We start from the raw sequence: 24881 nt of genomic DNA on the forward strand, positions 1-24881 counted from the left end.
ACTATTGCACTCCGTAGCGTTGTTGCCAGCTCTCTTCCAGAGCGACTTGCCAACTTGGATGAGGCTCAGGTAAGGATGGGAAGAGATCAAAGCCTTGGGTCTCACCTGTTAGTTTACTGGTATCAATGATGGCTGGGTCCCCCCAAACCTCACTGTCTGATTTACGAATCTGTGCTTCTGGACTGATTAAAAAGTTGATTGCGACTAATGCACCAGCCGCATTCTCGGCATTCCATGGAATCCCCATAAAGTGGATATTAGAAAGTGCTCCTTTTTCGAACGCGAAAGTATGCGCGGAAGGGGTTAACGAACCGGCGGCAATCGAGGCGTTAGCATCATTGGGGTTGAAAGTGATCGCAAGATCAAGCTGACCATCGTCGAGTAGTTGCTTGGTTTCAGCGCTGCTTGCTGGGAATCGTTGCCCCTTTTGCCACGCTACTTTGTGTAAGGCGTCTAGGTATTGCCAAAGTGGCGCGGAAATCGTGTCAAACTCATCATGGTTTACGGGCTTATACAAACGTTCATCATTACCACTAAGCTCGATTAAGGCGGCTTTTAAAAAAGAGCTGCCATGGAATTCGGGTGGTTGAGGATAACTGATTCGGCCCGGATTTTCTTGCGCATAGTCTAGTAAAGCGTTGAATGATCGCGGTGGCTTTTTTAGTCGCTCGGTATCATGAATAAACACCAGTTGACCCACGCCCCAAGGCGCCTCTAAACCCAAAGTGGGCTCAGTGAAATCGACATCGATAGGCAGGCTTTTATCGACATACTGCCAATTGGGTAACATGGTAACAAATGGCCCCCAAAGGAGGGCGTGTTGTTTCATCGACTTAAAGTTTTCACCATTGATCCAAACCATATCGACACTGCCGCCAGTGTGTTTCCCTGCCGTTTTTTCCGCCAAAAGTCGGTTAACCGTTTCGGCGATATCACCCACTTTTACATGCTCTAGCGTAACTTTGTACTCACTTTGCAAAGATTGGTTTGCCCAACGCAAATACTGATTGATTTGGGGGCTTCCGCCCCAAGCATTGAAATAGACGGTTTGACCTTCTGCCTCTTTCAGTACCTCTTCCCAGCTCGACTCAGGCGTTATCGCTGCTGCTGAAAAGCTTGCTGTCATCAGGGCTGCGACAATCATGCTATTTTTCATTCTTTTTGCTCCTTAAAAGGCGTGCAATTCCACTTTGTTGGTTGTTGCCTTACTTCGGCAATGAAGGTCGAGGGTTACGCTCGACCTTTCGTCTGATTATTGGCGACGCCATTCGTGATAGCGAGCGACCCATGCGAGGAGTTTTTCTGGGGCGTTCGCTTTTTTCCAAACGCCGGCAGTGTATTTCACTGCTTCACTCATTGTTGGGTAAGGGTGAATCGTGCCGAGGATCTTGTTCAAGCCCAAGCCGTGCTTCATGGCAAGGGTAAACTCCGCTAAGAGATCGCCAGCTTTTGCGCCGACAATAGTGACGCCGAGAATCGTATCTTTGTTTTTGGGGGTGAGCACTTTAATAAAACCGACATCATCGCCGTCAGTAATTGCTCTATCTAGATCATCAATGCCATATGTTGCAACTTGATACTCAATCCCTCGTGCTATCGCCTCTTTTTCATTGAGGCCAACCCGAGCAACTTCAGGGGCGGTATACGTGACGGCAGGGAGGACACGATAGTCAGTTTTGAATTTCTTAAACTGACCAAATAAGCCATTTACAGCCGCATACCAAGCCTGATGCGCAGCTGCATGAGTTAACTGGAATGGACCAGCGACATCGCCAACGGCAAAGATATTGGGGTATTTGGTTTGAAGGTAGTCATTGACATCTACTGTACCGCGCTCGTTGACGTCTATCCCGAGTGATTCTAGACCAAAGCCGCGGACATTTGCGGTTCTGCCAAGGGCCAGCAACACTTTGTCAAAATAGACTTTTTCTTGTTTTCCATCATGTATGAGGATCGCATATTGCCCATCATCATCTCGACCAAACTGGTCTGCCTTTTGAGACGTGAGTAGCTTAACACCATCTTTAACGAGGTGCTCTGCGGCCAGCGATGCGGCGTCACTATCCTCTCTGATCAAGATCTGTGGCGCCATTTCAACTAAGGTGACATCAGTCCCGAGTAAACTAAAGCTCTGAGCGAGCTCACAACCGATAGGCCCACCGCCAAGAACAAGTAAACGTTTTGGTTGCGTTTTCAGGGACCAAATAGTGTCAGAGGTAAGAAACTCAACTTGATCAAGCCCAGGTATCGCAGGGACTAGAGGTCGGGCGCCTGTTGCGATGACGATATTCTGTGTGGTAATGGTTTTGCCATTGACTTCAACTTCCCAAGGAGAAAGGATGTTGGCATCACCGGTAACGCAGTCAACGCCCAGAGAAGTGTATCGCTCCACTGAGTCATGAGGCTCGATATTGGCAATCACGTTATGGACTCGTGCCATGACTGCTGAAAAATCGACATTGGGCTGCTGGCTTTCAATACCAAACTGGCCCGCTCGGTTTATCTCTTTGACCGTATGGGCGGCACGAATCAAGGCTTTCGATGGCACACAACCCGTGTTTAAGCAGTCCCCACCCATTTTATGTCGCTCGATGAGAGTGACTTTTGCTTTTACTGCTGCGGCAATATAGGCCGAGACCAGTCCACCTGAACCCGCACCGATAACAACCATGTTGGTATCGAAGCTTTTTGGCTTCTGCCAACGCTGGTAAACGGCTTGTGCTTTTACGCGGTTGATGATGGATTTCGCGATGAGAGGAAAGATGCCCAGAAGCACGAATGACAACAATATTGGTGCCGAAATAATGCCTGACAGTGTTTCTATCTCAGCAAGCTGCGTGCCTGCATTGACATAGACAGCAGTGCCAGCCAACATCCCTAGTTGGCTAACCCAGTAAAAATTAAAGGTTTTAAACGGGGTTAAACCCAATAGTAAGTTCACCATGAAAAAGGGGAATACTGGGATGAGTCGTAAGGTGAAAAGATAGAAGTTGCCCTCTTTTTCTATACCTTGGTTTATTGCACTAAGGCGATCCCCAAAACGCTGTTGTACCCAGTCGCGGAGTAGGAAGCGGCTGAAAAGAAAGGCGAGCGTCGCGCCAATCGTACTTGCAAAAGAGACAATGACTAAGCCCCACACAAACCCAAACAGGGCACCAGCCAGCAGGGTCATTATTGCAGCGCCGGGCAGCGACAAGGCGGTAACAGCGATGTAAATCAAGAAAAATGACAAGCTTGACTTAACCGGATTCGCTGCGATGAAGTCCGCTAGCTGCGCTTGTTGCACTTTGGCATTTTCAAGTGTGAGTAAACTTCCTAAGTCAAATGCGAACCATGCGATGATAAGTGCAACAATGGCGCTGGCGACGACAATCTTCTTTGTATTCATTTTATTCCCTTGTTTCGTCACTGAGGTATCGATTCGGCATATCAACCAAAAGATAACGGAATTGTAACGACTTAATAAAAGATTACACCCAAAAACCAATAAGATGTTTGTCTATAACGGATTTTTTCGCCGTTTGTTATGACAAATTCCCATGACGAAACGTAAAGATGCCTGACAGGCTAAAAATCGTTCAGATTTAGTGTCGTTGAGTGGTTACAAGAGAAGACCTGCGAATTGAGCGGAAAATTTCATAGGGTAAGTGCAGCAATGATGAAAAGGTCAGTGATTGTGAGTAAAAGTAGTAAAAGCAGGCTTTTTCCTATGTGGTAACTTCGATACCACATTGTTTTTGCTCTAATTTTTAAGATTACGCCCCAAAAGAAAAGTAGGATATGCAGCGCAGTCCAAATACTAATAGCGTCCAAAGCGATGTTGGGACGAGAAAGAATCGGTAGTTCCAATAGGAATGGGAGTAATGTAATGAGTAGCGCAGAAAAAACAAGGCAGTGGAAGATGACTGGCCATTTGTTGAAGGAATCATTAAACAAGTTGTCTTGTTGGTCTGGAAATGGGGATACAAATTTCATTTTGCGCTACTCAAAAGGAAACAATGAAGTCAAGATACTAAGCGATTAACTCCTTGAATTGTCAGTAATGCGTCAGTTACCTCAGGGTTATTAATAAAAGTGCGACTAATTTCAAAGCGTAATAAGGTATGTATGCAATATGCCTAGTGATCATTGTGAAACTGTTGGTTTATCGGTGGAGTGATTGACGATCTTAAAGAATGTGTGTTGAGCTTACATGGCTTGAGTATAAAAGAGGAGGGTTTCGATGATGGGCACAAGTTTTAGGGGCATCGGTTGATTTTTAAAATTGATGCCAGCGTTAATAGCGGATATTCAAGGGAATAAGCCATGAGTTTTAGCTATTAATTTGAGCAAGTGATTGTTTGGCAGGCTCGCACTTTCTGGTCTTTAATGTGTAAAGGTGAAGCAACGAGAGCGATAAGGTGTGAATAGTCATAAGATGTTGTTCAGCTACCTGTTGTGTGGCGGTATCTTGCTGTTTGGGCTTTATTCTTATCTCAATAGGTTGGAGCAGTATCGTATATCGACTGATTTTCAAGCCGTTGTTGAAGATAAAGCAACTTCGATTTATGACGAATTGCACCGAAATGCTGAAGCCTTGTATGCGCTTCGCCAGTATTTCCTCCTCCATCAAGGGCTGAGTGTCCAAGAATTTCAAGCGTTCTCGCGCGGTTTTTTTGCACGCCAGACCAGCTTAGTGGCGCTCGAGTGGGTACCAGAAGTTGAAGCTTCGCAAAAACAAAGCTATGAATACGATATTCAGCAATTCTATCCCGACTACAAGATCATCGAGTTCGATGATCAAGGCCAAGCGCAAGAAGTCGCCAATCGGCCATTTTATTACCCCATTCACTATGTCGAACCTTATGCGACTAACAAGCGAGCCCTCGGGTTAGATTTTGGTTCTGAGCCTCTGCATGCTGATGTGCTTGAACGAGCAAAAACAAACGGTACCTTGCAGATGTCACAGCCTATTTCGTTGATTCATGGCACGGGAGAGATTGACGCGGTGCTGTTGGCGCTACCTGTTTACGACCGTGAAATCATCCCAGATGATGAACGACGCGCGCGCTTTGAAGGCTTGCTTGTTGCTGTGATCAACTTAGAGCAAATCGTGTTGACGGCACTGGACAAGACAAAAGAAAAAGACCTTTATTTATCTTTGTTAGATGGCTCCGCATCAAAGGATGATCGCGTCGTGCTGTTCCAGTTTCCCTCGAGCTATAGCTTGACCTCTGCAAATCTTGCGGATGTAAGAGGAGAAACGACGGTATTGCAACTGGGTAATCGGTTGTGGACGTTGGAAGCTGTACCGATGCAGAGCTATCTCGATCAGCATTACAACGAGTTGACGAGTTTAGTCTTGACCATGGGGGTGTGCTTTTTGGGTGTGTCAGCGATGTTGTGGCGTAGCCAACTGCGACGCACGGCAGAGATTGAAGTGGCCGTTGAGGACAAGACGAGTCGATTGAGGGCGCTCAATCACAAACTAGAAATGCTATCGAACACTGACCCATTGACGGGTATCTCTAATCGCCGGATGTTTGATCGGTACTTGGAGCAAGAATTTTATCGGTCTCGTCGAGAGAAAACGCCACTCGTCGTCATGATAGTCGATATAGATCACTTCAAAGCCTACAACGATAAGTATGGTCATTTGATGGGGGATGACTGTCTTAAACAGGTGGTTGACCGCGTTAACAGCAGTTTGAATCGAGCCAGTGATCTGTTCGCGCGTATAGGGGGGGAAGAGTTTGGGATCATTTTACCCAACACAAATGATGGTTTCCCAGTGGCAAGACGTATTTTAGACGCGTTTAGTCGTGACAGAATCCCGAATGATAGTGTCGAAGATGGCGGGTACGTATCAGTGAGTATCGGCGCTGTTGTAGTTCATCAGATCACAGACATGCAGCGTGAAGAACTCGTTCAACTGGCTGATAAAGCTTTATATAGGGCCAAGAATAACGGTCGGAATCGAGTAGAAATTACCAAGATTGGTAGCGATGCACATCGCTACCAACAACTCTAGTGATTTTTTCAATACTTCCAGTCATCAAGCTGCAGCACGAGCTTATGAACGCCCTCAATTATCAATAGATCGCCCTCGATGGATATCTCACTCCATTCATTGAGAGTATTGGTAAAGGCGGCTTCAGTCGCCATCGATTGTTCTGAACAGGCTTTCATTGTCATAATCATCTGTTCAATGCGAAATTGGCTGTCATTCAGTTCCGCTTTTCCCATATAGGTATTGCAACCAGCATAACCGTTGCTATTGAGGGCTTCACCCACTTCCAAACGCGGCGTATTCAGTTTGTGGTCTGCTGTTACTGGTGCACCGTCAATGCTGAGTAACTGCCAGTTGTGGTGCAGTAAATCGGCGGCAGTGACCATTGTTATTTCTTGCGTAGATTGTCCGGAAGTGGAACCGCATCCAACCATGCTAAGTAATCCTAGACCGACTAGCCAATATTTTAATGTCATTGTGATTGAATCCCTGTTGAGGCTGAAAGCCCGTATTAATCTTTTAATGCGAAAGCGTGTTATCACACTATTTAAGTTCAGTTCATTTTGTACTTTGTCAGCGGTGAGTCAATCTTGGCGTTACAGGATTGAGTTCGGTTCTCAAAGACAACCATAAACGTCGGCTGCGTTCACTCTATCTTCTGCTGAGAACCCCAGAAACTCGCGCTGAACCCGTTTCTAAAGTTTGTTTGAGTATATAGAGCGCTAGATTGTTGAACAGTTCCCTTAAGCGAGCTCGCCTTTGTCGTTTGATTATCCTTGTGTCGAGAGGGTATCAGACCTTCAACAAAGGATCGCACGTTGATCGGTTACGCAGAGGGGAGAAGAGGAGGCTGAGAATAAAAAAAGCCCCCTAATACATGGGGGCAAGGTTTACCATCGCTTTATATTATTGGAGTTATAGTATTGAACGACAGGTTCAATGAGGTTGATTAACCGAAGTCACCATTCACATAGCCACGCGTACGGTCATCTTGTGGATTATTGAAGATGTTTTGCGTGTCATCGTGCTCAACCAGTTCACCCATTAAGAAAAACGCTGTACGGTCTGAAATTCGTCGCGCTTGTTGCATTGAGTGAGTCACGATGACGATGGTGAAGTCTTGTTTTAATGACTCCATTAAATCTTCAATTTTCTTGGTCGCGATTGGGTCAAGTGCAGAAGTCGGTTCGTCCATCAAGATCACGTCAGGCTGCATTGCAATCGTACGAGCGATACACAGACGCTGTTGCTGACCGCCAGAGAGGCCAAATGCGTGTGATTTAAGGCGATCTTTAACTTCATCCCACAGGGCTGCACCACGTAGCGACTTCTCGACGACTTCATCCAGATATTTCTTATCTTTTAGGCCTTGCGCACGTAGACCATAGGCGATGTTGTCATAGATGCTCATTGGGAAAGGGTTGGGCTTTTGGAAAACCATACCCACTTTAATGCGAAGACGTGCGACGTCAATGTTGCCGTAGATATCTTCGTTATCCATGTGAAGCTTACCTTCGATTTTCACACCTTCGATGAGGTCATTCATTCGATTGAGGCAACGAAGTAGCGTTGACTTACCACAGCCTGAAGGGCCGATAAGTGCCGTCACTTGACGTGAAGGAATCGGTAGCGTGATTTGCTTAAGTGCTTGGTTCTCGCCGTAATAAAGGTCTAGGTTTTCGATATCAAATTTGTTCATATTAGTATTCTCTTAGTAGGTCGCAGTGTTGAAGCGAGAAGCAATCAGTTTGGTAACAAGGTTAATGACAAGTACAACAACGATTAGAACAGTTGCTGTGGCGTATGCCATGTGCCACTCGTGGACGGTGTAAAGCTCTGTGGTGAGCTTATACAGGTGAACGGTAAGCGTTCGACCAGAGTCAAATAGGCTGCCAGGAATACGAGCAACCATACCTGCCGTCATAAAGACAGGTGCAGACTCACCGATCACGCGACCGATACTAAGGATGACGGAAGTAATGATACCAGGCATTGCACTTGGCAAAATCAGCTTCCAGATTGTGTAGATCTTTGATGCGCCAAGTGCGTAAGATCCTTCGCGATATGTTTGTGGAACGGCCATTAGGGCTTCTTCTGTTGTCCGGATGATAACCGGCAAGATGAGGATACTCAGCGTCAAAGCACCTGACAAAATAGAGTAACCAAAGCCGAGTACGACAACAAAGAACGTCATACCGAACAGGCCGTAGATGATAGACGGAATACCCGCGAGCGACTCGGTACAGAAACGGATGATCTTAACCGCTTTACTGCCCACCTTTGCGTATTCAGTCAAGTAGATTGCCGTCATGATACCGATTGGTGCAGCGACACCGATAGAAGCCGCGACCATGTAGACCGTCGACACGATCATTGGCCAGATGCCTGATGTCTCACCAATAGAGGTGTAATTGGATGTAATGAACTCCCAGTTTACATAAGAGAGACCATTTGAAAGGATGTACCAAACAACCCAAAGTAGGAAGCCGACAGTGATAAGCGCCGAAGCCCAGATCACCGATAGAGAAATCTTGTCTTTAATTTGTTGAGTTAGCATAGTGATTACCTCGCACGCTCACGGTTTAAGTAAAGAAGCGCACCGTTCAACAACATGATGAACACCAGAAGCACAATCCCCGTTGCGTATAGAGCACTTGCGTGAATGCCCGTTGCATAAGACATTTCGATAGCAATGTTGGCTGTTAGGGTACGAGCTGAGTCTAAAATGCCTTCAGGCATTGCAGGGGAGTTACCCATGACCATGATGATGGCCATCGTCTCACCAAGCGCCCGAGCGATACCGAGGATAACGCCTGTCATGATGCCGGAGCGAGCGGCAGGGACGAGCAGTTTGAAGATGGTGAACATGTGTGATGCGCCCAGTGCTAGCGAACCTTCTTTGTAGGTACGAGGCACAGCACGAATCGACGTCTCAGAAACGGTGATGACCGTAGGTAAAATCATAACCGCAAGCACAATGATACCTGCCAGAATCGTATTACCCGCTGGCACATTAAAAATGTCTTGAATGAGCGGGACAATAATCACCAAACCAAAGAAACCGTATACTACTGACGGGATACCTGCCAGCAACTCAACGGCTGGGCGGATAAGGTCAGCAAGGCGTTTAGGCGCGACTTCTGCAATGAAAATCGCAGTCAGGACGCCGACGGGGACGCCGATGATGACAGCACCCGCTGTTGAAACAAGCGAGGCAACAATCATTGGCGCGATACCAAAGAGTGCTGGTGGAAGCCACTGTTGGCCTAGCACGATGCCTGAAACACCAGCTTGCGCGAATGCGGCGTAACCTTCTCGAAAAATGAAGTAGCCAATTAGAATGAGCGAGATAATTCCGAGTGCAGCACTCGAAAGGAAAAGGTATTTGAAGAACAACTCACGCCAATCAACGCTTTCTTGTGATTGCAGTGAACCGCCGTCCTTCAGTTTTTCAATTTTGTCACTTGCGATGGTCATAAAAACTCCAAGTGCCTAAAAGGCAAAGAACCCGCCCAAAAGTGATGCAATGCATCCGGGCGGGTAAAAATGTTGCTTATTTAACAGCGATGTAACCTTTACCTTCAACTAGCTTCTGTGCGTCAGAAGTCAGTGTCCAGTTAACAAACTTTTGAGAAGCGTCATTGATTAGAGACTTCTTGAAAAGAACGAGGAATGGACGTTGTACACCGTAATCACCGGCGTTGATCGCTTCAACTGTTGGGTATACGCCATCGACTTCAAGCGCGGTCAATGTGTCATCAACAGTACCTAGAGAGATGTAGCCGATTGCAAATGGGTTGTTAGCAACCATGGTCTTCAGCTGGCCGTTACCAGAAGCAACTTGAGCGCGTTGCGAGATAGCAGAGACTTTTTGACCGTTGATTTCTTGCTTAAGGCTCATGATGTCTTCGAAAGCACCACGTGTACCTGATGCAGTGTCACGAGTAATCGCTACGATTGGCTTATCTTCACCACCGACTTCTTTCCAGTTAGTGATTTCGCCTTTGAAGATCTTAGTGATATCTTCTTTCTTTAGGCCTTTGATGGTGTTGGTGTTGTGAACAACAACCGCGATGCCGTCACGTGCAACAACGACTTCTTGTAGGTCATCAGATTTTTCTGAATCTTTTAGGTTACGTGAGCTCATACCTAGGTCAGCAGAACCGTCGTTCGCAGCACGAACACCAGCAGAAGAGCCTGGGCCTTGAACTTCAACAAAAACATCTGGATTTACTTTCGTGTAAGTTTCGCCAAATACTTCCATCAGTGGAGATACAGAGCTTGAACCAACAACAGAGATTGTTTCATTTGCTACTGCAACGTTGAATACCATTGAGCCAGCTAGTGCTAGTGCGCTAATAACCTTAGTTTTCATTTTTATATCCTTTAACATCCGGCGAATTTGCCATGAGCTTGTTTAAATGAACGAGGCAAAGGTTAGGAAAGTTATATGACAGTAATGTTTCATCTCTTTGAAGACTGTGTGACGGTTGAAAAAAGGCAGGTTTGGTCGAAAATGTGCATCTATGTGCATCTATGTGCTTGATTTATGATTCTTGCTGCCTTGAAGGTTAGACGATTTTTGTTTAGGAGAGTGCCTTAGGAGTCAAGGTGAGTGTCTGATTTTCTGTCTTAACTGACTGTAATTTATAGATTACTCATATTGTTTGTCGCGCGCGTTTTAAGCGCGACTATTAATGGGTGTATTATTTATTGGCTATTTCGGTTTTGTGCTGTTTTACAATCTTGGTTATGCGTTTGCTTTGATTTCGTTTAAGTTTTCAGCAATGGCAACAAAGGCTTGAGTCAATTTATGGTTAGGCGCAAAGGTTGTGAGGGGCTGTCTTTGGTAATGGGATTCTTTCATTTTGACTGAGGAAGGAATGAAAGGTTTGATGACGGGAATACCGAACAGTTCTATTTCTGAGACGATTTGCTTGGGATGGTTGGCTTGGCTGTTGAACATATTGACGATAATACCTTCGATAACGAGCTTCTGGTTGTGGTCTTCACGCAGCTCACTGACATTGGCAAGGAGAATTTCTAAGGCCTGTTTAGAGAAAGTATCGCAATCGAATGGGATTAAGAGTTTCTCACAAGCAATCAACGCCGATTTGGTGTAAAAGTTGAAGTTAGGCGGGGTATCGATATAAATACAGTCGAATTCTTTGTCTAATTCGTTGATGGCATCTCGTAGCTTGTAAATTTTGTATCGTCGCTCTAGTTCATTCTCAATTTGATCAAGTTTAAAGCTTGAAGGTATCAGGCTAAGGTTTTCGACGTTTGTCGCTTGAGGGAAACGTGAGATGGGTGTTGCCATTGTAAACCAGCCAGCGGTTTGGTTGAGAAGATCGGCAATGGTCAACTGCTCGCTTTTCGCTACGTCATAGCCCAGATAGTGACTTGCATTTCCTTGGACATCTAAATCAATCAATAATGTTTTGAGCCCTTGCTGAGCCGAGATAGCGGCTAAGTTGCACGCAATGCTCGATTTTCCAACACCGCCTTTTTGATTGAAGATGACTCTTTTCATTATCACGTCCTTATGTGTTTGGTTTAATAAAATAGTCAACTTAATCCTTTATGGCAAGCCACATGTCGTGGAGTTGTGGGTTGGGTATATTCAATTCTCCTTAGCATCAATAACCCTGCTTATGCCTCATTTGCATACACTCAAGACTATACTGTAATCACGAGATGTGCTTGGAGTATATAATGACGCTGCATTTTCGCCTTAACACTCTGATTCTTTCGGGTTTTAGTTGTTTCTCTTTTGGTGCCGATGATGACTTTTTAGATCTTGATGCACTCATGCAGATGGATGTTCAGGCGACAACCGCATTGAAACGCGCATCCTCAGTGCGAGATACCGCCGCTTCTGTTTATGTTATTGATAGTGAAGAACTCCATTTGCATGGTATTCGCAGTGTGCCTGAGGCATTGAAGTTGGTGCCGGGGGTCTTTGTCAGGCAGATAGACAATAATGTTTGGGCGATATCAACGCGGTTCGCAGCCAGTCAGTTTTATAGTCGCATGTTAGTGATGGTCGATGGACAGAATGTCTATAATCCGACTTTCGCCGGTATCGCGTGGGAAGAGTTGGATATCGACATCGATACCATAGAGCGAATCGAGGTGATTCGTGGGACTGGCGGCATGCTTTGGGGGGCAAATGCCACCAATGGTGTCGTTAACATTATTACTAAGCACAGTTTTGACACCCAAGGTGTAGAAGGTCGGGTGACAGTGAGTTCACTGCCAGGCTATGCGATGGCGTTAAAATATGGCGGAGGCTATGGTGATGACGTCAATTTTCGTATTGGTATCACCACGACTAATCACGAAAAGGCCAATAGACCTGACGACGCAAATGATGAAGGACGCGTGACTTCATTGGGTCTACGGTGGGATTATAGTCTGACGCCTCAGCTTGAGTGGCAATGGCATACGCGCTTGTTACGTAGCGACATTGCGCAAGTGACGCGTACACAATGGCTCGATACACCTAAGACTGCTGAGACGATAGAAGGCGAAGGGTTATCGATGATGACACGTCTTGTTCACAATGTGTCACCCTATACCTCTCAGCAGTTTCAGGTCTCGTATCAATACAGTAATCGCCCTCAAATCGCTATTGATATTAAATACCAGTCATGGGATATCGACTATCAATACAATCATTCATGGGATAATAAACGGCTCGACTTTGGTACTTATATTCGCCATAACGATGTACTTACTGATGATGGCTTATTGGTCACACTGTCAGAAAATGACACTAACCTCGATATTTATGGCGCGTTTTTGCAATTTGAGTGGGCAGTGAGGGAAACAACCAAACTGCTGTTTGCGGGAAAGCTAGAACATAACAATTATCACGGTTGGGGATTTCAACCTTCAGTCAGGTTGTTGCAAAACATTAATCAGAATCACAGTTTCTGGCTTGGTTATTCTGAAGTGGAACGAACACCGACATTTGGGGAGTATTCGATTGAGGTAAATTCGGCGCAACAGCCTTTTTCTTCTATTTATACTACTGGCGTGTCAAAGGTTGACAATTACTTGGTGAAGGCGGTAATTCGAAGTAACAATGAGCTTGATGCTGATCGGTCTGAAAATATCGAAGCTGGGTATCGATATTATCCAGATCAAGATACCTTCCTGGACGTTTCAGCTTTCTATTCTACATATAGAAATAGTGCAAACTTCGATATTGAAATCGATCAGCAAGCGATTGAGAGTATCGTCACACTGGCACAGATTGGCGATATCAGTGGTGCTCAAAACCGCATTGAACAGCTTAGGATTGGCTTTCAGTCTGTTGGTGGAGGCAAGCTTGATATTTATGGCGTCGAAGCGAGTCTGTCACAGATCCTTTCTGAACGTTTTCGGTTGCAGTTAGGCGTAAGTTTATTGGATATGCACTACCGTGGTCTGTTAGGCGAGATCTACGGATTGGGTGTGTCGGATGATATCGTCCAATCTAAGCTGAAGATGACCTATCTGTCTGCTGAAAACTTCAACTTTTCCGCAATGTTAACGCATGAATCTGAGAGTGATATTTATGGCACCGATGACTATTGGAGTATGTCGTTAGGAGGGAACTATCGTTTTAGCGACCGCGTCAGTGCCGGGTTGTTTATCAAGAATGTGTTTGTAGATGGACTTGAGTACGGGAAGCAATCAGATATCTATATTCATCAATCGGAAATTGAGCCCTATGTGATGGGAACAATCGTGATAGGGTTTTAGTGATGCGGTTGTTTTTGCTCTTTCTCGCAATGACCTTAACGAGTGGGATAGCTGTCGCTGATGACAGCGAAGTCACTGAGCGTGAATATAAGATTAAAGCGGGGTATATCTATAATTTCATTCGCTATTCTCGTTTGAAAGAGTTGAAAGAGAATATTCAGGTTTGTAGCCCGAGTGCACCATTTATTTCGATTGCCAACAGTGTGTTTGGCGAAAGAGAAGTGAATGGTCGTTATATTACGCTGCATCAAGTTAAGGACGATATTAAAGGGTGTCATGTCGTTTTTATTTCTGAAGATGACGTTAAATGGTGGGAGGCAAGAAAAACAACCCCGCTACCTGAGAATGTGTTGATCGTTGGAGAAAGTGATGACTTCGCGATACATCTTGGGCATATCAATTTTGTTATTGTCGGCAGCAAAGTACGGTTTGAAATTAACCCCCAAGAGCTTAGATCCTCCGGATTGAGTATTAGCTCGACTGTGTTGCGTCTGGGTAAGGTTGTATCAGGGGGGCCGCAATGAGACGCCGAGGGTTGTCAGTCACCGCCAAGATAATGATGTTAGTCAATGGCGCGCTCATCACGGTCGTCATCGCATTACTTTGGCTCTTTTTTATGTTCGAAACTGGGCTCGTTAAAGCCTCAGAAGAGGCGAACCTCAATAGTCTTGTCGATGTGGTCAGTCCAAGTTTAAAAGCCGCATTGTTGTTTGATGATGTTGACACAATCCAAGATATCTTGTCCTCACTCAGGGCGTTAGACTCCATTGATTATGTCGCGGTGGTCGATCATAACAACCGAGTTATTCATGATATTGGGATATCGGTTGTGCCTGTTGAGGGTGGCGCGATATTACCAGAGTACTATCAGCGTCTCTTTTATGATGATGGTAGGTTACTAGCGACGTTAATTGTGGCAAAAAGTGAGAACTATCTTGGTGAGCAATTTGTGCTCTTTTCAAATGTATTGGTTGCGGTCTTTTTTATCTTCATCTTAGTTTCGGTTATTTTTTCTTACACGATTCAACACATTATTAGCTCACCAATCAAGCGACTCACGTCGGTGGTGAAGGGGATATCCGAATCTGGAGAGTATATGCAGCGCGCATCGATCGATACGCGGGATGAGGTGGGGGAGTTAGCCAAGTATTTTAATGCGATGATGGATGAAGTCAGTCAGCGGGATAAGTGGATGGAAGAGCAAGTCTCGCAACGCACCAAACAGTTAGAAGCTTCAAATCAAAAACTTTTTCAACTGGCATATACTGACCCGTTAACCAAGCTTGCGAATCGGTCTCGGTTTATCTCGGAGTTGGATTACTACACGCAAATTGGCCGAAGTGAGCCTTTTGCGTTGCTTTTTATTGATCTAGATAAGTTCAAAACGATAAATGACAACTTAGGCCATGAAGCTGGTGATCAGTTGTTAGTTGAAACGGCAAATCGGCTTGTTTCGGCAATGGGAAAAGACGACATCGTCGCACGTCTTGGTGGCGATGAATTCGTTATCATGCATTTTGGCTATCAGAGCTTACATGAGTTAAGACTCCGCTGTGAGCATTTGAGGCAACAGTTTCTCGCCCCATTTGTCCTCCAAAATCGCCATCTGTATGTCAGTGTTAGCGTGGGCGTCGCTGAGTATCCTAAAGATGGCCGAGAGAGTGACTTACTGGTAAAAAATGCTGACGAAGCGATGTATGTGGCGAAATCGAAGGGGCGAAACCGAGTTGGCTATTACGAACCATCGATGGGCGCGGTTGCTGCTATTAGAATGAATTTAACCCAAGACCTGCGCTTGGCATTAAATCGTGGCGAGTTTGAAATTCACTATCAACCCATTGTCGATATGAAAACGGGTGAGTGGGTGAAACTCGAGGCATTGCTCCGCTGGCAGCACCCTACGCGAGGTATCATCTATCCGAATGAGTTTGTGCCTCATGCTGAAGAAAACGGCATGATCTCTGAGATTGGTCGCTGGGTGTTTATGCAGTCTGCAATCTATTGTCGCAAGCTCTATGAGCTCACTGGCCGTTGGTTTTCGATCAGTGTCAATATCTCTCCTGTGCAATTCAACGATAAGCCAGAGGATTACCATGATTATGTTAAGCGCTTCATGCGACTAAGGTTGCCAGAAGGAGCGTTGATCATTGAGATCACTGAAGGGTTGCTGATGGATGTTGATGAAGGTACCTCAGACTTATTAAGTGGTTTACGTCGTCTTGGAGTACAGCTCGCGATTGATGACTTTGGCACGGGTTACTCTTCGTTGTCGTATTTAAGAAAATTTGACATTGATTTGCTCAAAATTGATCGCTCTTTTGTTGAGTCAATTGCTGATTCACAAGATGACTGTGCAATTTGTGAGGCAATTATTACCATGTCTCATGCATTGGGAATTGCCGTCGTTGCGGAAGGCATTGAAACACAAAATCAGATAGATGTGCTTAATCGATTGGGTTGTGATTATGGACAGGGCTATTTATTCTCATTGCCAATAATTGGCGATGCCTTACTGGTATCTATATGTGAAAAACAGGGCGTGCTTAAACTTACAAATCGCAAGGGATAATGACGATTTTTCATTGTAAAGGTGTGATAGAAGCGACAGATTCATTTGTTTTTTCGCTAATGTTAGTAACACGTAAAATAAGTTTTTTTCTCTCCATCTTTAGCTTAAATTGTTATGTGTTCAGTTGCTTAGTGGTTTAAGTTGTTGTTTTTAGTTGTTTTTCTTATGCGTGTTATTGATGTGAAATATAAGTTAAATAAGTGTCAGAATAATATTTGGTCAGCGTCGAGTATTTCTAATTACTGAGTTTGCTATCAATAGTAAAACATAGTTGCGTTAATTCTCATTGCTGGCTATAAATAGAGCATATTAAAAAATAACTTATTGATAATTGGTTAGGTGTCTATGTTTAAATGCGAAATTGATTGCCAGTCAGAAAGAGTCAGTTTTTCTGATGTAGAAATGGCGATAGGATATGTCTCAGAAGTCCTTATCCCAAACAACGGTGACTTTGGCTTTAGAAAAGCGAATATATCGTTGAACTTAGAAGAAAAAGTGAGAGATTACGTCTACATTGATGCAGAGAATCTCCTCGAAGATTTGATGAATCTTTGATCGAAAAGGCTGACGGAATGTCAGCCTTTTTTGACGCTAGAATACCGAGAACGGGATAGGATAAATAATCTTGGTGCATATAGGCTTAGTGCATATGGCTATTCTGGTTTTGATGTCTTACTTTATTCGTTTTAAATCCCGCTATACCTTTCTTTTTGATGTGCTCAGGGCATTAATCGCCTTCTAAACCGCCTCTAGAACAGCATTGTGAAGTGGATTGAGCATATGTTCGTAACGTTTATCTGTTGCAACATAGGGTAAATCTGGTGTGAGTAGCTACATTGTGGTAGTCTACGCCCCGCTTTTCGGAGCCCTGTCGTAGCACCAGGTAAAAAACACCACATCGCTGTAATGCTTTTGTGTCGGACTGATGTCCGTGTGTCGTGCTGCATTGTCGGATTCACAGGAAACAATGCAACTATGTATCGCATCAAAAAGTCTTTTCAATTTTCAGCGTCTCATCAACTTCAAGGTCTACCTGCTGATCACCCTTGTACCCGATTGCATGGGCACAATTATGAAGTGATCGTAGAGCTGGCTTCAGAGATGCTAAACCATACTGGGTTTGTCCGTGATTACCGCGAACTCTCAGAATTCAAATCGTATATCGACGATCAAATTGATCACCGCCATCTGAATGACGTACTTGGCGAAGACAATACGACGGCCGAACGTATGGCCAAACATTTTTATGAATGGTGTAAGTCGCGTTGGCCTGAAATAAGTGCAGTCGCCGTTTCAGAAACGCCAAAAACGTGGGCGGAGTATCGTCCATGATTACGATTTCAGAAATTTTCGGCCCGACCATTCAAGGTGAAGGGGCATCCATCGGTGAGCCAACCGTATTCGTCCGCACAGGCGGCTGTGATTTTCGTTGCAGCTGGTGCGACACCCTGCATGCTGTTGATCGCAAGAACCGCCACTTGTGGAATGATATGTCGGCAGAAGAGGTGTTTGCTGAAGTCGAAAAGCTCAGTGGTGGCTTGCCGATGTTGGTTACGTTATCGGGTGGAAATCCAGCGACGCAAAATCTCGCCCCGCTTATCGCGCTAGGGAAAGCGAAGGGATACCGCTTTGCGATGGAGACGCAAGGGAGCGTCGCCGCTGAGTGGTTCTCAATGCTAGATAATCTCACGTTGAGCCCTAAGCCGCCGTCATCAAAAATGCGTTTTGATGCGATTCGTTTTGATACCGCACTGATGATGGCAGGCGATAGCGTGCAGACAACGATGAAAATTGTTATCGCTGATGAAGCAGATTTTCAATGGGCGGAGGAAATGAAGGCGCTTTATCCGCAACTGCCGCTGTATCTGCAGGCGTGTAACCCTCAGGTTGAAGGAGAGCCAGATCAAGCAGAGCTGGCGGCGCAAATGCGTGCGCTGGTAGACCGCGTGATTGCGAAGCGTTGGTTCGATGTCCGTGTTTTACCTCAGCTTCATGTTTATCTTTGGGGTAATGAAACGGGCGTTTAGCGAGTACTTGAAGTTCGTAGTAAACGAAAGCCGGCAGATGCCGGCTTTTTTGTGGTTTGAGTCTATTAACGCTGTTTTGCCAGACGATAGCCTGTTGCTGAAATGGCACCGATGAAAAGGAGCACGGGCACTGAAATGGCGAGTTTTGTGACCAAGTCTGCGTGATTAACAAACAGGTTGGTGCTAACAAAGAATGCGCCAGCAATCCCGAGACACATAGACCATAAAAAAGCACTGACAAAGCTGACTATCGCAAAGCGACGTCTAGAGACTTCTGATGCTCCCATGAGCATAGGCACTAACGCACGTACAAACGGAATGAACCGCGCGATGAACATCGCAAAAGTACCATGGTTTTCAAACAGCGTTTTGGCGCGAGGTAACACATCATTGGGTAGTGACCGCTCGATACGATGCATAAACTGAGTACCTGATAGCCATCGTCCTTGTTCATAAGAAAAGACACCGCCCAGCCCTGCCGCTAAAGGTAAGTAAATCATGGAGACTTCTGGCCCAATGATCCCCAATCCAACCAATCCTCCTGCAAGAATGACAAGGCTGTCCCCAGGTAGCGGAAGAAAGACAAAACCGTTTTCGAGCAATAAAACACCGGTTAAACAGATAATGAGTAAGCCAATTTGGTTCGCGTTGATTAAAAATTCATAGTCGGTGTGCCAGAGGGCGGCGAAGAGTTCCATCATTGTTGAGATCTCGTAGGGGATGAGAGTTTTAACATAGCAATTACAGTGGAGAGATAAACGAGGAAGATATTGCGATTATCAAAGATGGATTGCAAAGTGTGTCAATTGCTTCACAGAGTGGAAAAAGCTGAGCAGGGGCTGTCTCCCTGCTCGGACGCTTGAATATTATTTCCTATTAGGCGAATGCTGTACGTAATAATGTATGGGTGTAATCGGTTTGCGCCTTTTCAAACACACGTTCTACATCACCGGCCTCAACAACTTTGCCATCTTTCATCACAATCACTCGGTGACAAAGGGATTTAACCACTTTGAGATCGTGGCTGATAAAGAGATAGCTGAGTTGATAGGTTTCTTGGAGGGTTTTTAGCAAGGCCAATACTTGATACTGGACAGAACGATCAAGCGAAGAGGTAGGTTCATCAAGAATCAACAGCTCCGGTTGCAGGACGATGGCGCGGGCAATGGCAATGCGTTGGCGTTGTCCGCCCGAAAATTCATTGGGATAGCGATGACGACTCTCTGGATCAAGCCCCACTTCTGCCATCACGTCGACAATACGTTCATCAATGGCCTCAGCAGTGAGTTGGGTATGAATGGTTAGCCCTTCCCCAATGATCTGCGCGACAGACATCCGTGGGCTTAAGCTCCCGTAGGGATCTTGGAACACGACTTGAATCTTACTGCGATAAGGTAACATCTCCTTATGGTTTAAGTTGTCAATGCGCTGACCAGCAAAGTGCATTTCCCCTTGGCTATCTAGTAAACGCAAGATGGCATTCGCCGTTGTCGATTTACCACTTCCACTCTCGCCAACAATACCGACCGTTTCCCCTTTGTGAATGTTGAGGCTTACCCCATCGACCGCTTTGAAATAGTCAACCGTGCGTTTGAATATCCCTTTTTGAATGGGGAACCAGACACGTAAGTTGTCCACCGCAAGCAAAATATTTTCTGAGGGCGTGCCGACGGCCTGTCCGTCAGGTTCCGCACTGAGTAGCGTTTTTGTGTAGTCATGTTGGGGGGCATTAAAAATCTGCGCTGTTGTATCGGTTTCCACTATTCGCCCATGTTCCATGACGGCGATGCGGTCTGCGACGCGCCTGACAACATTAAAGTCGTGAGTGATAAACAGAATCGCCATCCCGAGTTCGTGCTGTAGCTGCTTTATGAGTGTCAGTATTTGGTCTTGAACCGTGACATCCAATGCGGTTGTAGGTTCATCTGCGATGAGTAGCTCTGGTTCGTTAATCAATGCCATTGCGATCATCACACGCTGCTGCTCACCGCCAGATAACTCATGCGGGTAAGCCTTCATTTTCTTTTCTGGCTCACGCAGTTCCACTTTTTTAAGCCAGCTATAGACTTTTTGGTAGGCATCTTTTTTCGTCAATCCTTTGTGGATTTCGAGTACTTCCGCCAGTTGTTTTTCAATGGTATGCAGCGGATTTAAACTCATCATAGGTTCTTGAAAAATAACACCGACTTTGTTCCCTCTTAGATGGCGAAGCTCTCGGGGCTTCATGGCAAGCGTGTTTCTGCCCGCAAACTGTATTAGGCCCTGAGGGTACTGCGTTTGAGGTTGAGGGAGTAACTGTAAAATCGACATCGCTGTTACCGATTTCCCAGAGCCACTTTCGCCTACAAGGGCAAGTGTCTCGCCTTTATCAATATGCAGTGTCACGCCGTGAACAACGTCGTTGCGGTGGTCGCCTTTCTGAAAGCCGACATGCAAGTTTGAAATAGACAGTAAATGCGGCATCTCGATTCCTTAATAACTGCGACGTGGGTCGAGGGCATCACGTACCCCTTCACCAATAAAGACTAAAAGACTCAACATGAGCGATAAAACTAAAAAGGCGGAAATCCCCAGCCATGGTGCTTGCAGGTTGTTCTTGCCTTGGGCAAGTAACTCACCTAAGGAGGGAGAGCCGACAGGCAATCCAAATCCAAGGAAGTCGAGCGAGGTGAGGGTAGTGATAGAGCCGCTCAATATGAAAGGCATGAAGGTGAGGGTTGCCACTAACGCATTAGGCAGAATGTGACGACGCATGATGGTATTGTCGTTGACGCCCAGCGCGCGGGCGGCGGTGACATAGGCAAAATTGCGTCCACGTAAAAACTCAGCGCGGACCAGACCGACCAGTGCCATCCAACTAAAGAGCAAGGTGATGAAGAGTAACCACCAGAAATTAGGCTGCACCACACTGGCGAGGATAATCAGCATAAAGAGTTGTGGCATACCGCTCCAGACCTCAATAAACCGCTGACCAATAAGATCGATTTTTCCGCCGTAGTAACCTTGTATTGCGCCAATAGTGACACCGATAATGCTGGAAAGAATACTCAATGTCAGCCCGAACAGCACCGATATCCTAAAGCCATAAATCAGTCGGGCTAATACATCACGCCCTTTGTCATCGGTGCCGAGCCAATTATCGAATGTCGGTTTATAGGGTGCAGGGCCGGGAAGAGCATAGTTGATGGTGTGATAGGAGTAGCGGATAGGTGGCCAGACTGACCAGCCTTTTTCATCAATCAAGGCATCGACATAGGGATCACGATAGACGGCTTCTGTTTCAAACTCTCCGCCAAACGTGGTCTCTGCGTATGTGTTCCAAATCGGGAAGTACCAATTGCCATCGTAACTCACGATGATCGGCTTGTCGTTGGCGAGGATTTCGGCAAACAAGCTTAGGGCAAACAGTATAGCGAAGATCCAAAGTGACCAAACGCTACGTCGATTGGCTTTGAAGCGCGCTAATCTCTCTTGTTGTAATGGTGTCATTGCCGCTCCCTAACGTTGCTCGAAATCGATACGCGGATCTACCAGCGTATAGGTTAAATCACTGATGATACTGAGGATTAAGCCAAGTAAGGTGAAGATGTACAGGCTAGCAAATATGACGGGGTAATCTCGTTGTATCGTAGACTCAAAGCCAAGCAGCCCTAATCCATCGAGTGAGAAGATCACCTCTATCAACATGGAACCGGTAAAAAATATCCCGATAAATGCGGCAGGAAAGCCAGCAATGATAATCAACATGGCATTACGAAATACGTGACCGTACAACACGCGATTGTCGCTCTGGCCTTTAGCGATGGCCGTTCTCACATATTGTTTATGTATTTCATCAAGGAAACTGTTTTTGGTAAGCAGCGTTAAGGATGCGAACCCCCCAATAACCATCGCAGTAACAGGCAGCACCATATGCCAGAGATAGTCGAGGATCTTCGCGCCAGTCGATAGCGTCTCCCAATCATCGGAGACAAGTCCGCGTAATGGGAACCAACTCAAGTAAGAGCCACCAGAGAAAACGATGATCAGTAGAATAGCGAACAAGAAGCCCGGTATGGCATTGCCAACAATCACGGCAGCGCTGGTCCAGACATCAAACTTACTGTTGTGCATGAGGGCTTTGCGTATACCGAGTGGGATAGAGACGAGATAGACAATTAAGGTGGTCCACAGCCCTAACGAGATAGAGACGGGCAAACGATCTTTGATCAGCTCTATCACACTACTGCCTCTAAACAAGGAATCGCCAAAGTCAAAGCGCAAGTAGTCCCAAAGCATGTTGAAATAGCGTTCATGCAAGGGCTTATCAAACCCAAATTGCTTCTCGATTTCTGCGATGACTTCGGGATCTAAGCCTCTCGCACCTCGGTACGCACTGTTTTCGTTGCGACTCTCTAACTGTTGCGTTGCTTCGCCCGTTGAACCGGTAAAGCGTTCACTAAACCCGCCAGAAGTGCCTTCCATCTGTGCAATGGCTTGATCAACGGGTCCACCGGGGGCGATTTGAATGATAAAGAAGTTCAATGTGATGATCGCCCACAAGGTCGGAATGACCAACAGGAGGCGACGAATAATATAGGCACCCATTAGCGTTTCTCCGCGTCTGTCGACCACCAAGTATCCAGACCAAGGCTGTAGTCTGGGCGAGTTTCAGGCTTAGCGAACTTGTCCCAATAGGCGACCCAATAGGCGCTGAGGTGCCATTTAGGAATGACATAAAAGTGCCACTGCAACACGCGATCGAGTGCTGGGCCTAATGCCGCAAGTGCTTCTCCATCCCCTTGAGATTGTGCAATAAGTTCAGTGAGCGTATCGATGGCAGGTTCATTGGCGGACGCGGCGTTATAGGATGAGTCCATGAACTCTGAGTGCCAGGTGATTTTTAGCCCCCCGCTGGGATACTGATTGGAATTAAAACCACGATCAATCATGTCGTAGTCTTGATTGCGCATCCGGTTTGTAAACTGCGAGGTATCAACCATTCGAATGTTCATATCAATGCCTAAGCGTTTTAAATTCGCTTGAAAGGGAAGCGCAGTGCGTTCTTGGTCTGGGGTGTAAATCATCAGCTCAAAGGTAAAGGCTTCACCCGTCTCAGCATTAACAAGTTTTTGGTTGCGGACTATCCAACCAGCATCAGCCAACAAGTTCTTCGCAACCAACAGATTGCGACGAATAAGCCCATCCCCCTCGGAGACAGGCGGCTGGTAGCTCTCGGTAAAGACGCGGGCGGGTAACTGTGCCTTCAATGGCGTGAGGTAGTGTAGTTCTTCTTCACTCGGTAAGTCAGTGGCTTCATAAGGACTGCTTTGGAAATAGCTTCGAGTTCGGGAATAAGCATTGTAAAACAGGGCTTTGTTCATCCATTCGAAGTCGAAGGCATAGGCAAGAGCTTCTCGCACCCTCGCATCAGAAAAAAGGGGTCTCGCAGTGTTAAAGACCAAGGCATTCATAGGCCGTGGAATAGAGTGCGGGATAACATCTTTAATGATCTGATTGTTATCAAAGGCCGGTCCCGTATAGAGCGTGGCCCAATTTTTCGCCGAGCTTTCTGAGCGGAGGTCATATTCACCCGCTTTAAATGCCTCTAACGACACATTGCTGTCGCGATAATAGTCATAGATGATCTTCTCGAAGTTATAACGACCTTTGTTAACGGGGATATCTGCTCCCCAATAATCCTCTTTGAGGCTATAAGTGATTTGTTGGCCAGTCTTGTAGTCACTGATGTAATACGCACTGCTGCCCACTGGGGGGACAGATAGGGGTTCACTAAAGTCTTTGTCCTGCCAGAAGTGTTCAGGCAAAACGGGTAAGGCCAAGATACTGAATAACTTTTCTTTATCAGGTTGCGCAATGGTAATAATAAGGCGATGAGGGTGTTCAACATAGACGCTGACATCGGCGTAGTAGCGTCGAAACTGCGGGACGCCTTCATCAAGAAATTTCTGAAAGCTGAAGGCGAAGTCCTCGGCTGTGATAGGCTCTCCATCATGGAAGCGCGCGTTGGGATTGAGGTCGACAGCGACCCAGTTCCAGCTTTCACTGTACTCGGCTTGTGTTGCGATCAGGGGGTAGTATACGCCTAGCTCGTCATCGGATGAGGTGTACAAGGTGTCATAAAGCTCACCGCTGCGTTCGGCGGCAAGGCCTCGTGATGCATAGCGGTTGAAGTTGTCGTAGGTACCGATAGCGGACAAGCGCAAGGTGCCGCCTTTAGGTGCGTCAGGATTGACGTAAGCAAAGTGTTGAAAATCGGCGTCATATTTGGGAACGTCATGCATGGCAAGGGCATGAGAGACGACGGTCACTTCGGGCTTTTCAGGTAACGTATCGCGAGTTTCAGCGTATGCACTCAGCGTGGTAGCCATAAAAATAGTAGTGAAGACGATCTGCTTCATCAGCTATCCTTGTTTAAATAAAAATTGTCATGGTTTCATATAAATATACGACTAATCAGACAGTTTTTGCGAATAAGTTATTGTAATACGGATAATGTCTCAAAATATGGATGCGATTAAATTGGTTAAGTTGACACAAAAGA

Annotated in this window: 21 protein-coding genes; 7 read left to right on the forward strand and 14 right to left on the reverse strand. The window is 45.9% G+C overall.

Annotated elements, in window-relative coordinates:
* Nucleotide 1: 1 nt before the first annotated feature.
* The 3 genes from TSUB_RS06890 to TSUB_RS06900 all read right to left on the reverse strand — a co-directional run bounded on the left by TSUB_RS06890 (nucleotide 2) and on the right by TSUB_RS06900 (nucleotide 3975).
* On the reverse strand, nucleotides 2–1156 hold the full coding sequence (locus tag TSUB_RS06890; protein WP_414718367.1) for an ABC transporter substrate-binding protein: 1155 nt from the start codon (nucleotides 1154–1156) through the stop codon (nucleotides 2–4).
* Nucleotides 1157–1252: 96 nt separating this feature from the next.
* A complete protein-coding gene (gene lpdA / locus TSUB_RS06895; protein ID WP_087018591.1) occupies nucleotides 1253–3388 on the reverse strand; it encodes a dihydrolipoyl dehydrogenase in 2136 nt (711 codons plus the stop codon).
* A 248-nt stretch (nucleotides 3389–3636) separates the two neighbouring features.
* A complete protein-coding gene (locus TSUB_RS06900; RefSeq protein ID WP_087018587.1) occupies nucleotides 3637–3975 on the reverse strand; it encodes a hypothetical protein in 339 nt (112 codons plus the stop codon).
* Nucleotides 3976–4402: 427 nt separating this feature from the next.
* Here TSUB_RS06900 and TSUB_RS06905 point away from each other — a divergent pair, with 427 nt between their 5' ends.
* Complete coding sequence (locus TSUB_RS06905) at nucleotides 4403–6010, forward strand: sensor domain-containing diguanylate cyclase (protein WP_159064851.1); 1608 nt, start codon at nucleotides 4403–4405, stop codon at nucleotides 6008–6010.
* 8 nt (nucleotides 6011–6018) lie between these two features.
* On the opposite strand, the gene TSUB_RS06910 is transcribed toward TSUB_RS06905, so the two are convergent.
* From TSUB_RS06910 to TSUB_RS06935, 6 genes are all read right to left on the reverse strand, one after another.
* A complete protein-coding gene (locus TSUB_RS06910) occupies nucleotides 6019–6465 on the reverse strand; it encodes an META domain-containing protein (protein ID WP_087018583.1) in 447 nt (148 codons plus the stop codon).
* 473 nt (nucleotides 6466–6938) lie between these two features.
* Nucleotides 6939–7688: a phosphate ABC transporter ATP-binding protein PstB gene (pstB, locus tag TSUB_RS06915; RefSeq protein ID WP_087018581.1), complete on the reverse strand. Its 750-nt coding sequence runs from the start codon at nucleotides 7686–7688 to the stop codon at nucleotides 6939–6941.
* A gap of 12 nt (nucleotides 7689–7700) precedes the next feature.
* Nucleotides 7701–8546, reverse strand: coding sequence for a phosphate ABC transporter permease PstA (pstA, locus tag TSUB_RS06920; protein ID WP_087018579.1), 846 nt, complete (start codon nucleotides 8544–8546; stop codon nucleotides 7701–7703).
* 5 nt (nucleotides 8547–8551) lie between these two features.
* Complete coding sequence (gene pstC / locus TSUB_RS06925; protein ID WP_087018577.1) at nucleotides 8552–9466, reverse strand: phosphate ABC transporter permease subunit PstC; 915 nt, start codon at nucleotides 9464–9466, stop codon at nucleotides 8552–8554.
* A 76-nt stretch (nucleotides 9467–9542) separates the two neighbouring features.
* Nucleotides 9543–10364 (reverse strand): phosphate ABC transporter substrate-binding protein, encoded by an 822-nt coding sequence (locus tag TSUB_RS06930; RefSeq protein WP_087018575.1) that lies wholly within the window; start codon nucleotides 10362–10364, stop codon nucleotides 9543–9545.
* A 375-nt stretch (nucleotides 10365–10739) separates the two neighbouring features.
* Entirely contained in the window at nucleotides 10740–11522 is a 783-nt protein-coding gene (locus TSUB_RS06935; protein ID WP_087018572.1) for a ParA family protein, read from the reverse strand.
* 182 nt (nucleotides 11523–11704) lie between these two features.
* On the opposite strand from TSUB_RS06935, the gene TSUB_RS06940 reads away from it, so the two are divergent.
* From TSUB_RS06940 to queE, 6 genes are all read left to right on the forward strand, one after another.
* Entirely contained in the window at nucleotides 11705–13741 is a 2037-nt protein-coding gene (locus TSUB_RS06940) for a TonB-dependent receptor plug domain-containing protein (RefSeq protein ID WP_159064850.1), read from the forward strand.
* A gap of 2 nt (nucleotides 13742–13743) precedes the next feature.
* Nucleotides 13744–14265 carry a YfiR family protein gene (locus tag TSUB_RS06945; RefSeq protein WP_087018568.1) on the forward strand — a complete coding sequence of 174 codons (522 nt, stop codon included), beginning with the start codon at nucleotides 13744–13746 and terminating at the stop codon, nucleotides 14263–14265.
* The gene (locus TSUB_RS06950; RefSeq protein ID WP_087018566.1) at nucleotides 14262–16310 is read left to right on the forward strand and encodes a putative bifunctional diguanylate cyclase/phosphodiesterase; all 2049 of its coding nucleotides are present in this window, start codon (nucleotides 14262–14264) and stop codon (nucleotides 16308–16310) included. The genes TSUB_RS06945 and TSUB_RS06950 overlap by 4 nt, the downstream gene beginning before the upstream one ends.
* A gap of 345 nt (nucleotides 16311–16655) precedes the next feature.
* Nucleotides 16656–16865, forward strand: coding sequence for a hypothetical protein (locus TSUB_RS06955; protein ID WP_087017094.1), 210 nt, complete (start codon nucleotides 16656–16658; stop codon nucleotides 16863–16865).
* 420 nt (nucleotides 16866–17285) lie between these two features.
* Nucleotides 17286–17642, forward strand: coding sequence for a 6-carboxytetrahydropterin synthase QueD (gene queD, locus TSUB_RS06960; RefSeq protein WP_087017091.1), 357 nt, complete (start codon nucleotides 17286–17288; stop codon nucleotides 17640–17642).
* On the forward strand, nucleotides 17639–18337 hold the full coding sequence (gene queE, locus TSUB_RS06965; protein WP_087017089.1) for a 7-carboxy-7-deazaguanine synthase QueE: 699 nt from the start codon (nucleotides 17639–17641) through the stop codon (nucleotides 18335–18337). The genes queD and queE overlap by 4 nt, the downstream gene beginning before the upstream one ends.
* Nucleotides 18338–18402: 65 nt before the next feature.
* Here queE and TSUB_RS06970 read toward each other — a convergent pair whose 3' ends face one another.
* The 5 genes from TSUB_RS06970 to TSUB_RS06990 form a co-directional block, all read right to left on the reverse strand.
* Complete coding sequence (locus tag TSUB_RS06970; RefSeq protein WP_087017087.1) at nucleotides 18403–19038, reverse strand: DedA family protein; 636 nt, start codon at nucleotides 19036–19038, stop codon at nucleotides 18403–18405.
* Nucleotides 19039–19213: 175 nt separating this feature from the next.
* Entirely contained in the window at nucleotides 19214–20800 is a 1587-nt protein-coding gene (locus TSUB_RS06975) for an ABC transporter ATP-binding protein (RefSeq protein WP_087017085.1), read from the reverse strand.
* 9 nt (nucleotides 20801–20809) lie between these two features.
* A complete protein-coding gene (locus TSUB_RS06980; protein ID WP_087017083.1) occupies nucleotides 20810–21826 on the reverse strand; it encodes an ABC transporter permease in 1017 nt (338 codons plus the stop codon).
* A gap of 9 nt (nucleotides 21827–21835) precedes the next feature.
* A complete protein-coding gene (locus tag TSUB_RS06985; protein ID WP_087017081.1) occupies nucleotides 21836–22924 on the reverse strand; it encodes a microcin C ABC transporter permease YejB in 1089 nt (362 codons plus the stop codon).
* The gene (locus TSUB_RS06990; RefSeq protein ID WP_087017079.1) at nucleotides 22924–24738 is read right to left on the reverse strand and encodes an extracellular solute-binding protein; all 1815 of its coding nucleotides are present in this window, start codon (nucleotides 24736–24738) and stop codon (nucleotides 22924–22926) included. Before TSUB_RS06990 ends, TSUB_RS06985 begins: the two co-directional genes overlap by 1 nt.
* Between the last annotated feature and the right edge of the window lie 143 nt (nucleotides 24739–24881).

The sequence above is a fragment of the Thaumasiovibrio subtropicus genome (genome assembly GCF_019703835.1).
GTDB classification, from domain to species: Bacteria; Pseudomonadota; Gammaproteobacteria; order Enterobacterales; family Vibrionaceae; genus Thaumasiovibrio; species Thaumasiovibrio subtropicus.

Coding starts and splice junctions, on each gene's coding strand:
- TSUB_RS06890 (WP_414718367.1), bottom strand. CDS start 1,156: ATGAAAAATAGCATGATTGTCGCAGCCCTGATGACAGCAAGCTTTTCA.
- lpdA (WP_087018591.1), bottom strand. CDS start 3,388: ATGAATACAAAGAAGATTGTCGTCGCCAGCGCCATTGTTGCACTTATC.
- TSUB_RS06900 (WP_087018587.1), bottom strand. CDS start 3,975: ATGAAATTTGTATCCCCATTTCCAGACCAACAAGACAACTTGTTTAAT.
- TSUB_RS06910 (WP_087018583.1), bottom strand. CDS start 6,465: ATGACATTAAAATATTGGCTAGTCGGTCTAGGATTACTTAGCATGGTT.
- pstB (WP_087018581.1), bottom strand. CDS start 7,688: ATGAACAAATTTGATATCGAAAACCTAGACCTTTATTACGGCGAGAAC.
- pstA (WP_087018579.1), bottom strand. CDS start 8,546: ATGCTAACTCAACAAATTAAAGACAAGATTTCTCTATCGGTGATCTGG.
- pstC (WP_087018577.1), bottom strand. CDS start 9,466: ATGACCATCGCAAGTGACAAAATTGAAAAACTGAAGGACGGCGGTTCA.
- TSUB_RS06930 (WP_087018575.1), bottom strand. CDS start 10,364: ATGAAAACTAAGGTTATTAGCGCACTAGCACTAGCTGGCTCAATGGTA.
- TSUB_RS06935 (WP_087018572.1), bottom strand. CDS start 11,522: ATGAAAAGAGTCATCTTCAATCAAAAAGGCGGTGTTGGAAAATCGAGC.
- TSUB_RS06940 (WP_159064850.1), top strand. CDS start 11,705: ATGACGCTGCATTTTCGCCTTAACACTCTGATTCTTTCGGGTTTTAGT.
- TSUB_RS06945 (WP_087018568.1), top strand. CDS start 13,744: ATGCGGTTGTTTTTGCTCTTTCTCGCAATGACCTTAACGAGTGGGATA.
- TSUB_RS06950 (WP_087018566.1), top strand. CDS start 14,262: ATGAGACGCCGAGGGTTGTCAGTCACCGCCAAGATAATGATGTTAGTC.
- TSUB_RS06955 (WP_087017094.1), top strand. CDS start 16,656: ATGTTTAAATGCGAAATTGATTGCCAGTCAGAAAGAGTCAGTTTTTCT.
- queD (WP_087017091.1), top strand. CDS start 17,286: ATGTATCGCATCAAAAAGTCTTTTCAATTTTCAGCGTCTCATCAACTT.
- queE (WP_087017089.1), top strand. CDS start 17,639: ATGATTACGATTTCAGAAATTTTCGGCCCGACCATTCAAGGTGAAGGG.
- TSUB_RS06970 (WP_087017087.1), bottom strand. CDS start 19,038: ATGATGGAACTCTTCGCCGCCCTCTGGCACACCGACTATGAATTTTTA.
- TSUB_RS06975 (WP_087017085.1), bottom strand. CDS start 20,800: ATGCCGCATTTACTGTCTATTTCAAACTTGCATGTCGGCTTTCAGAAA.
- TSUB_RS06980 (WP_087017083.1), bottom strand. CDS start 21,826: ATGACACCATTACAACAAGAGAGATTAGCGCGCTTCAAAGCCAATCGA.
- TSUB_RS06985 (WP_087017081.1), bottom strand. CDS start 22,924: ATGGGTGCCTATATTATTCGTCGCCTCCTGTTGGTCATTCCGACCTTG.
- TSUB_RS06990 (WP_087017079.1), bottom strand. CDS start 24,738: ATGAAGCAGATCGTCTTCACTACTATTTTTATGGCTACCACGCTGAGT.